Annotated in this window: 1 protein-coding gene; it reads right to left on the minus strand. The window is 57.8% G+C overall.

Translation table 11 applies throughout. The features are described 5' to 3' along the window. Positions 1 to 8: 8 nt before the first annotated feature. Positions 9 to 1,373 (minus strand): IS66 family transposase, encoded by a 1,365-nt coding sequence (tnpC, locus tag G9463_RS23605; protein ID WP_193569723.1) that lies wholly within the window; start codon positions 1,371 to 1,373, stop codon positions 9 to 11. Positions 1,374 to 1,584 lie beyond the last annotated feature (211 nt).

Below are 1,584 nucleotides of genomic sequence, written 5' to 3' on the forward strand. Positions count from 1 at the left end.
GTACGTGTTTACCCCGAGGACTCAACGGCCGGCACAGCCTGATCTCGTGAAATCATCTCGTTGTTCCGGGAGACTCGCTTGAGCTCGTCATATGGATTGCGTCCCTGCTGGCGCCATGTCGCCAGCAGGGACAGCACCGTCTCATGAACGAACATCCCGCGGTCATTGCGGAGCGTTCCGATCAGTTTCCGGAGAACCACCGGCTCACGAAGCGCGTTTTCGGCGGCATTGTTCGTCGGAGAGACCGCTGGCTCACCGACGAAGGTGAGCCAGTGGTCGAGGCCACCTTCGATCTTTCCGAGTAGTGTTGCCACTGGTCCGTCGGGAACTGACCGCTCAATCAGTGATTCAAGCTCTCTCCGCGCCACACGCTGGAGCTCTGCTCGCTCACGAGTGGTCAAGTCGCTCTCCAGCCGGGTCTGGAGAGCGACGTACAACTGTTTGAGAGAGTCGTAGATCGGTTCGCCTTCCGGTTGCTTCTCAGCGGCATCTTCAGCCTCTCGCAGAATATGAGCCCAACACCGCTGGAGATTGTCGCTGAAGGCTGGATAGGCCGTCCACCCATCACAAATGACCGTTCCCGCGAAGTCCTCGCCGAGGACTTCCGCGGGAACATCGCTTCCACGACTCTCTCTAACCGCGTAGAGCGTGTGGTTCTCGGTAGTGAACGTCCAGATCCATGCTTGCTCACCATCTCGCTTGATGCCTGTTTCATCGATGTGGACAACGTCGGCTTGCTGGATCTGGCGACAGATCTGTTCGTATTCACAGCGACCGGCGCGCGCAGCGCGCTCGGTCGCGTGCCATGCAGTCGCACCTGACAACTCCAGTCCGTGTAGCTGCTCGAAACGGTCTGCAATCTTCCGATAGGGAAGGCGGTAATCGTACCTCGACAGTGCTGATTGGGCGATAACGTTCACCCCGAACTGCCCCTCATCGGGGCAGTCGGGGTGTGTAGCGACTGTCTCGGTTCCACAGGAGTCGCATTGGTAGCAGTGGCGGTTGTACTGCGTGAGTTCTGGTGGTTGTGGATCTGGTATCTCCTCGACGAGTCGGGGGCTGACGCCCACCGACTCGTCGAAGTGTTGGCCACACTCTGGACAGCAGTCACGGGTGACCTCAACTTCTTCGTCTGGATCAGCGGTAGAGCGCCACTCTGGCTCGTGACCGTCTTTTCGTCCGGGAGTGCCGCCGTCAGTTCTGACATCGTCGTCTTCGTCATCTTGCGAGGTCGGGGACTCGTCAGTCCCCGACCGTCGCTTACTCGGTGGTGTATGTGGATTCTCGTATTTACGAAGCCGTGTTTCGAGTTCTTCGATCCGTTCGTCTTTCTCCTCAAGCTTCTCCTCAAGATCGTTGATTCGTTCTTCCATCTGGAGAAACCGCGAGAGAAGTTCGTCTTTGCTGAGGTCATCTCGATCCACTATGACCACCTCAGCGGTCCCTCAGCAGGGTCACCGGGATGGTCTCCGAGCGGAGACCATCCCTGAAGAAGTTCAATTAGCCCTTGCTGAGGGTGCATATACCCCCGATTGGTCGCCTGCTACGAGACAGTGGCGAAATTCATTGGGGCTAAACACGTAC

The organism is Haloarcula sp. JP-Z28 (genome assembly GCF_011440255.1).
Taxonomy (GTDB): Archaea; Halobacteriota; Halobacteria; order Halobacteriales; family Haloarculaceae; genus Haloarcula; species Haloarcula marismortui.

What these genes read in the sequence shown, in the direction of transcription:
- tnpC (WP_193569723.1), bottom strand. Translation starts at nt 1,373, where the DNA reads ATGGAAGAACGAATCAACGATCTTGAGGAGAAGCTTGAGGAGAAAGAC.